The organism is Malonomonas rubra, from assembly GCF_003247215.1.
Lineage (GTDB): Bacteria > Desulfobacterota > Desulfuromonadia > Desulfuromonadales > Geopsychrobacteraceae > Malonomonas > Malonomonas rubra_A.
Genome location: NZ_QKAP01000118.1, coordinates 1 through 7,090 on the forward strand (window position 1 = coordinate 1; position 7,090 = coordinate 7,090).

Consider the following 7,090-nt stretch of genomic DNA (forward strand, 5'->3'; position numbering starts at 1 on the left):
AGGTCTGGGCCTGGCGGCGGGGGAGGGTGAAGAAGATCGCCGCAGTCGTCGACCGGCTAGCGGCCATTTTCCCGTTTGAGCCTGAGTTGTATAAGGGGTTGCCGATCCAGGTCGAATATGTGGGCCATCCGCTGCTCGACGAGTTTCACCTCGATGTCGAACGTGACACATACCTGCAACGACTCGATATTGCAGCGGTACGAAGCGTGGTGGGTATTTTCCCCGGCAGCCGGCGCAGTGAACTGCACTATAATCTCGAGGTCATGCTCGACGCTGCTGAGCTGCTTGTCCGGCAGCGCCCAGATATGGTTTTTCTGCTGCCAGTGGCAGCGACTCTGAACCGCTCTGAACTTGAAACAGCCGTCGCGAGCCGCAATTTGCCAGTGACCTTGGTGGAAGGGAATATTTACGACGCGGCCAATGCCTGCGATGCGATCCTTGCAGTTTCCGGCACTGTCACCTTGCAGATCGCTCTGGTCGGCACGCCGATGGCCATCGTCTACCGAATGGCACCGTTGACCTATGCCATCGGCAAACGCCTGGTCAAGGTGCCGCACATCGGGCTGGCCAATATCGTTGCCGGCGACGGTGTGGTGCGCGAGTTCATCCAGGAGAGAGCAACTGCGGAAAATCTGGCCGGCGAGATACTGGAGATTCTCGATAACAGACATTACTGTGATCAGATAAGAAACGATCTGGCAGCTGTGCGTGAGCGACTGGGCGATCCCGGTTGTTCGCAGCGGGTGGCCAGAATGCTCTTATCGCTTTTAGCTGAGAGTAAGTCTTTGGGAGTGAACTGTTGAACAAGCCATCATTGCAGGTGTATCGCCGCTTGTTGCGTTATTCCCGTCCCTACTACGGGCGAATCGGTTTGGCCATGCTCGGCTCTCTGGCGGTTGCTGGCGTCGATGTCGCCTCTGCGCAGTTGGTTCGCCCTCTGGTGGACAAGGTGTTGGGTGCCGGTAACTATTACCTCGTTAATTTCGTCCCTTTCATCATCATCGGGCTGGCCCTGATCAAGGGGGGCGGCCGCTATGTGCAGGAGTATTTCATCAAGACTGCCGGTCAGTTGGTGGTTCAGGATATCCGTAACGACCTTTACGAACACTCGATGGGGCTGTCGATGCGCTATTACTCCCGCAACACTACTGGCGGGGTAATGTCTAGGATTCTAAACGATGTTGGCATGTTACAAAGATCGGCTGCGGATGTGCTGGTCGAGACGGTTCGGGAGGTGTTTGCCCTGATCGGCTTGACCGCTTCGGCATTTTACAGCGACTGGAAGCTAGCCTGTGTCGCATTCGTTGTCCTGCCCGCTGCAATTGTCCCTGCTTCGGTCATTGGTCGCAAGATCAAGGATTATACCCGGCGCAGTCAGGCCACCATGGCCTCGCTAACTGCTGTGCTCCAGGAGAGCATCGCCGGGATCAAGGTGATCAAGGCCTTTGGCACGGAATGGCAGGAAAATAACCGTTTCCGTGCGGAAAATCTGGCTTTTTATAAGTTTATCCGCAAAACCCTTAAATATGATTCGATTTCGGCGCCGGCCATCGAATTGCTCGGATCTCTCGGGATTGCCGGGGTTTTTTGGTATGGCCTACATCGGGTCATCTCTGGGGCGATAACCCAAGGGGAACTGTTTGCTTTCGGTGCCTCGGTCCTATTGATGTATGGACCAGTTAAACGATTGACCAAGGTCAGCAATACGATGCAACGTTCAGTCGGTGCCGCTGAGCGAGTCTTTGAAACCCTTGATGAGGTACCCGAGATCCGCAACGCTACCGATGCCGTCCCGCTTGTCAATGTCAAAGGAGAGGTAATCTTCGACCGAATCACCTTCTCTTATGATGAGGAACCAGTGCTGAAAGATTTCAGCCTGGTCGCCAGACCCGGTGAAGTTGTGGCGCTGGTCGGACCGTCCGGAGCCGGCAAGTCGACGGTTTCCGCTCTCCTGGCACGATTTTACGACCCCCAGGAAGGCAGTGTCTCCATTGACGGTATGGACCTACGCAAGATTACGCTGGAAAGCCTTAAGAACCAGATCGCTTTGGTGGACCAAGAGACATTCCTGTTTAACGACACGATCAGCAACAACATCAGCTACGGTCGCCGTGATGCTAGTGATGAGTTGATCAAAGACGCCGCCCGCAAGGCTTTTGCTGAGGAATTCATTCTTGAAATGCCTGCTGGTTTTGACAGCCGCATCGGTGATCGCGGAGTACGGCTGTCCGGTGGTCAGCGCCAGCGGCTTTGCATCGCGCGGGCCATTCTGCGCGATGCCCCGATTCTGATTCTTGACGAAGCCACCAGTGCGCTGGATTCCGAAAGTGAAGCCGCTGTGCAGTTGGCGTTGAATAATCTGATGAAGAACCGCACGACCTTCGTTATAGCCCATCGTCTGTCGACCATTATCAATGCTGACAAGATTGTGGTTATTGAAGATGGTCGGATTCAAGATATCGGTCCTCATCAAGAACTGCTGCAACGCTGTTCCCTTTATCAAAAGCTTTGTGCCATGCAATTCAGGGATATGGAATGAAAGAGCCACTCCTGCAGCGGATTGTTTTGTCTGCAGGTCCCTGGTTGGCGGCCCGTCTGATCCATCTTGTGCATAAGTGCCAGCGGGTCGATTCTATAGGGGAAGAAGCGTTAGCGTCTCTCTGGCAGAAACAGCAATCGGTGATTCTGGCATTTTGGCACGACCAACTCTTCATGATGGCCACCGGTTACCACGGCCTGGGAGCAAGGGTCATGATCAGCGCCTCAAAGGATGGCGAACTGATTGCCAGAACCATGCAGTATTTTAATATCGGTTCTGTGCGTGGATCCTCGACTCGTGGTGGCAAGGCGGCCTTCCGCGAAATGCTTGCTTTAGCTCGGGAGCCTTTTGATCTTGTGTTCACTCCGGACGGACCGAAAGGTCCGCGTCACGAAGTCAAAGAAGGCGTGATTCAATTAGCACGTTTGACCGGTCGACCGGTGGTGCCAATGGCGTTTGCCTGCAGTCATGGCCGCCGGTTTGCCTCCTGGGATCGTTTTCTGTTGCCATACCCTTTTGGGCGAGGTGTTTACGCTTTTGGCGAGCCGCTGTATTATAACCCGACCGAAACTCCCGAGCAGTTTCGCACGCGGATACAGGCTGCCATGGAAGATAATGATCGTCGTGCCGCGGAGCGCTTGAAAAGTTATGGTTTATCGGCTGTATGACCTGATTCTGTGCTGCGCGGCGCTGGTTCTAGTCCCTTATTATCTGCTGCGTGGCATCAGATACGGCAAGACTCGTCGGGGGATCCGGGAGCGCCTTGGTTCCTATGCCAAGGGTTTCACAGAGCAGTTGCGTGATCGCCAGATCATCTGGGTCCACGCGGTATCCGTTGGTGAAACCAGGGCGGTCGCCCCGCTGCTTAAAAGTCTGCGTGAACGATACCCGGAGGCCTGCCTACTCCTGTCCCATGTCACTGAAACCGGTCGGGAAGTAGCTCTTAACGTCCCGGAAGTCGACCATTGCATCTTTTTCCCCTTCGATCTTAGCTGGGTCGTTCGCCGTGTTCTACAGCGCATCAGGCCGTCCATTATTATCCTGATGGAAACCGAAATCTGGCCGAACTTTATTCATGCTGCCCAGCAGCAGGGAGTTCCGGTCATCGTTGTCAACGGGAGAATCTCCGATCGTTCTCTGAAGCGTTATTTTATGGCAGGGCGCCTGCTCAAGCCAGTTCTTGCCGGAATCACCATGTTCTGCATGCAAACCGCCCAAGATGCCAGGCGCATCCGGTTGCTGGGGGCAAGGCCTGAGCAGATCATGGTTTCCGGAAACCTCAAATTCGACATGCCCGAACCAGTGGTTGCTTCCCGCCCACGCGACGAACTGCTACAAAAGTTTCTGCTGCCCAAGGATAGTCTGGTCTGGGTCGCTGGCAGTACCCATGCCGGTGAAGAGACGCTGCTGGCTGAAGTCTATCGGCAGTTACGCGAAATCCACCCACAGTTGTTTTTAATTCTCGTCCCGCGCCGTCCGGAGCGAGTCCGGCAGGTTGTTGATGAGTTGGGGCGTTTGCGGCTGCGCCATATTCTGCGCTCAACAATTACTGGTGGCGAACAAGAACTGCAGCCCGGTGAATTGCTACTGGTCGATACCGTGGGGGAAATGCTGACCTTTTATGCCATGGCCGATATTATCTTCGTCGGCGGTAGCCTGGTGCCGGTGGGGGGACATAATATCCTGGAAGCGGCATTGCTCAGTAAACCGGTAATTTACGGGCCACACATGCAAAACTTCAAAGAAATCGCTGGATTGATGCGCAAGTCCCAAGGGGGGTTGTCCGTTGCCGATCGAGATGATCTTTATCATCAGGTGCGGTTACTGATTGAAAACCCGGCCGAACGTAGGCGGATCGGTGAAAACGGTTATAATTTACTGTTGCAGAATCGTGGCGCTACAGCACGCACTATGGCCGTGATCGACAAACATTTACAGCATTAACTCGGCATGAAAGACTTCGCACAGACCTACCGGACCATAATTGATCAAAAGCCGTCCAACCTTAAGTGTTGGGCGTTTTTCATTTTGCTTTGGCCGTGGGCTCTGCTCTTTGGTGCGCTGGTCAAGTTGCGTGTAGTTCTCTATAGAGTTGGTCTGAAAAGATCGTATCGCGCAACAGTACCGGTTATTTCCATCGGTAACCTGACGGTGGGGGGCACCGGCAAAACACCGGTGGTGGACGCCGTGGTCAAAAAGCTGCTTGACAGCGATTTGAGGGTAGCGGTGGTCAGCCGCGGTTACGGCGGCAGTTTTCAGGGAGATGTCGGTTGTGTCGCAAGAGGTGATGGGGTTGTCCTGCTATCTGCTCAGGAGGCCGGTGACGAGCCGTATCTATTGGCGCAACGCAACCCCGCGCTGCAGGTCTATGTTGCCAGAAAGCGCGCGTTGGGTGTACGGGCTGCGGAACTCTCCGGGGTGCAGGTCATCATTCTCGACGATGGTTTTCAACATCTTGCGGTTCGTCGTGATGTGGACATCGTTTTGCTCGATGCCAGGGCCCCCTTTGGCAATGGTCAAATGCTCCCGGCCGGGCCTCTGCGAGAACCTCCGTCGTCACTGCGACGTGCAAGTCTGGTGATTTTTACACATGCCACACAAGTCCGGCCGGAAATCCCCTTTGAAATGCCAGTGGCATTCTGTCGCCATCGCCTGGGTGATATGCTGCGGTCCTTGAATGGGGCTCCCGTGCCCTGGTCAATCCTTGATGGAACTGAGGCTCTGGCTTTTGCCGGAATCGCTCGTCCCGAAGATTTTTTCGCTGCACTGCGCGCTCGTGGCGTGATGCTTGTGGAAACGTGGGCCTTCGACGATCACCAGGACTATTGCGGTGAGCAGTTGAATCAACTCGTACAGTCATGTCAAAATGTTAAGTTCTGTATTACGACAGAAAAGGATGCCGTCAAACTCAATTCCGTAATGTTCCTTTGCCAGTGTCTGGTGGCGCCGCTGGAACTGGAGTTCGATAACAGGGTTAAGTTGGACAGAATCTTGGATGAGGTTGTTGGAACCGTGACGAAGAACCCGTAACGCATAACGGGGTTTTTTGTCACGAGGTTTTAAGCCATCGGAAGGATATGAAAATTATGACACTTTCAAAAGATCTCCTCGACATCCTTGCCTGTCCGCAGTGCAAGGGTCCGGTCAACTATCTCTCGGTTGCTCAGGAAATTCAGTGCGATGTCTGCCGCTTGGCTTATCCTGTGCGCGACGATATCCCGGTCATGCTTATCGATGAGGCACGTTCGCTGGCAGAGAATTCTGACCCTGCTGACAAGGCGTGACGTCTTCCCGGCAACATAAACTCAAGCTGCCACCCGCATCTCGCATCATGGTGCGGATGCCCAACTGGATCGGTGATGCTGTCATGGCGACTCCGGCTCTGGCGGCGATCCGCGCCACCTTTTCGGAAGCGCGCGTGACCGTGGTCGCCAACCCGCTGGTGGCAGAGTTGTTCACCTTTCATCCTGATTGCGATCAGGTCATCCGCTTCGACAAGAAGAACAGTCACTCGGGTGTCGCTGGTTTCTGGCGGTTCTGTTGCGAGTTGCGCCGGGAGCGCTTCGATTTAGCAATCCTGCTGCAGAATGCCTTCGAGGCGGCCGCTATGGCGCTCCTTACTGGCATTCCCAGTCGGGCTGGATACCGCACTGACGGTCGGGGGATGTTGCTGACTCACGGCGTGCCGGCCGTCGATAAAAAACACGGGTTGCATCACGTCGATTACTATCTGCAGATGCTGAGCGGACTCGGGATTGAAGGTGGTGACGATCGGCTGAGTCTGGCTCTGAGTGCCGAAGAAGAGAAGGGCGCGAGCGTCCTTCTTGGCACTGGTCCCTGGATCGCCGTGAATCCCGGGGCCTCCTATGGCGCCGCCAAACGCTGGATTCCGGAACGCTTCGCTGCCGTGGCCGACAGCCTGGCGGCGGAGTTCGGGGTGCAGATCGTCCTGACCGGCGGCCCGGGTGAAACCGAGATTGGGCGGGATATCGAGCAGGCCATGCAGCGTACGCCGCTCAACCTGATCGGCCGGACGTCGGTGAGGGAACTGATGGCGATCCTCAATCACTGTCGTCTCGTGGTCACTAACGATTCCGGACCGATGCATATTGCTGCGGCCTTTGGCGTGCCGATCGTCGCGGTTTTTGGCCCGACCGACCACACCACCACTTCGCCACGCACCGACAACTGCCTAATTGTCCGCGTTCCGGTCGACTGTGCTCCCTGCTTGCTGCGCGAGTGCCCGATCGATCATCGCTGCATGACCGGCATCACTGCCGATATGGTACTGGCTGCTGCCCGCGAGCTTTGGGAGAGGGCGCGATGAAGGTTCTGATCATCAAGGCCAGCGCCCTCGGTGATGTGGTCCATGCTTTGCCGGTTCTGGCCTGGCTGAAGAGTGCCGATCCATCCATGGAGATAGACTGGCTGATCGAGGAGGGGTTTGCACCTCTGCTCGATGGTCATCCGTTGCTGCGCATGGTGCATCGCATCGCTACGAAAAGCTGGCGGCAGCAGGGAAGGTTTGCCGCGTTGCGTGAAGGCTGGAAG

General features: G+C 55.5%; 7 protein-coding genes and 1 pseudogene. All 8 read left to right on the forward strand.

Features of this window, described 5'->3' with window-relative positions; all coding sequences use genetic code 11:
• A partial coding sequence (lpxB, locus tag Q7J88_RS12185; RefSeq protein WP_303722505.1) for a lipid-A-disaccharide synthase occupies positions 1–803 on the forward strand: 803 nt, incomplete at its 5' end.
• The gene (locus Q7J88_RS12190) at positions 800–2,539 is read left to right on the forward strand and encodes an ABC transporter ATP-binding protein (protein WP_303722506.1); all 1,740 of its coding nucleotides are present in this window, start codon (positions 800–802) and stop codon (positions 2,537–2,539) included. The genes lpxB and Q7J88_RS12190, both read left to right, overlap by 4 nt.
• Positions 2,536–3,207, forward strand: a complete 672-nt coding sequence (locus tag Q7J88_RS12195) for a lysophospholipid acyltransferase family protein (protein WP_303722507.1) — start codon at positions 2,536–2,538, stop codon at positions 3,205–3,207. The genes Q7J88_RS12190 and Q7J88_RS12195 overlap by 4 nt, the downstream gene beginning before the upstream one ends.
• Positions 3,188–4,483 (forward strand): 3-deoxy-D-manno-octulosonic acid transferase, encoded by a 1,296-nt coding sequence (locus Q7J88_RS12200; protein WP_303722508.1) that lies wholly within the window; start codon positions 3,188–3,190, stop codon positions 4,481–4,483. The genes Q7J88_RS12195 and Q7J88_RS12200 overlap by 20 nt, the downstream gene beginning before the upstream one ends.
• 6 nt (positions 4,484–4,489) lie before the next feature.
• Positions 4,490–5,569 carry a tetraacyldisaccharide 4'-kinase gene (gene lpxK / locus Q7J88_RS12205; protein WP_303722509.1) on the forward strand — a complete coding sequence of 360 codons (1,080 nt, stop codon included), beginning with the start codon at positions 4,490–4,492 and terminating at the stop codon, positions 5,567–5,569.
• 56 nt (positions 5,570–5,625) lie between these two features.
• On the forward strand, positions 5,626–5,823 hold the full coding sequence (locus tag Q7J88_RS12210) for a Trm112 family protein (protein WP_303722510.1): 198 nt from the start codon (positions 5,626–5,628) through the stop codon (positions 5,821–5,823).
• Between the two features lie 47 nt (positions 5,824–5,870).
• Positions 5,871–6,866, forward strand: a complete 996-nt coding sequence (gene waaF / locus Q7J88_RS12215; protein WP_303722511.1) for a lipopolysaccharide heptosyltransferase II — start codon at positions 5,871–5,873, stop codon at positions 6,864–6,866.
• Positions 6,863–7,090 (forward strand): annotated as a pseudogene (locus tag Q7J88_RS12220) (hypothetical protein); the annotation flags it as partial. The gene waaF and the pseudogene Q7J88_RS12220, both read left to right, overlap by 4 nt.

What these genes read in the sequence shown, in the direction of transcription:
- waaF (WP_303722511.1), top strand. Translation starts at nt 5,871, where the DNA reads ATGGTGCGGATGCCCAACTGGATCGGTGATGCTGTCATGGCGACTCCG.
- Q7J88_RS12210 (WP_303722510.1), top strand. Translation starts at nt 5,626, where the DNA reads ATGACACTTTCAAAAGATCTCCTCGACATCCTTGCCTGTCCGCAGTGC.
- Q7J88_RS12195 (WP_303722507.1), top strand. Translation starts at nt 2,536, where the DNA reads ATGAAAGAGCCACTCCTGCAGCGGATTGTTTTGTCTGCAGGTCCCTGG.
- Q7J88_RS12200 (WP_303722508.1), top strand. Translation starts at nt 3,188, where the DNA reads ATGGTTTATCGGCTGTATGACCTGATTCTGTGCTGCGCGGCGCTGGTT.
- lpxK (WP_303722509.1), top strand. Translation starts at nt 4,490, where the DNA reads ATGAAAGACTTCGCACAGACCTACCGGACCATAATTGATCAAAAGCCG.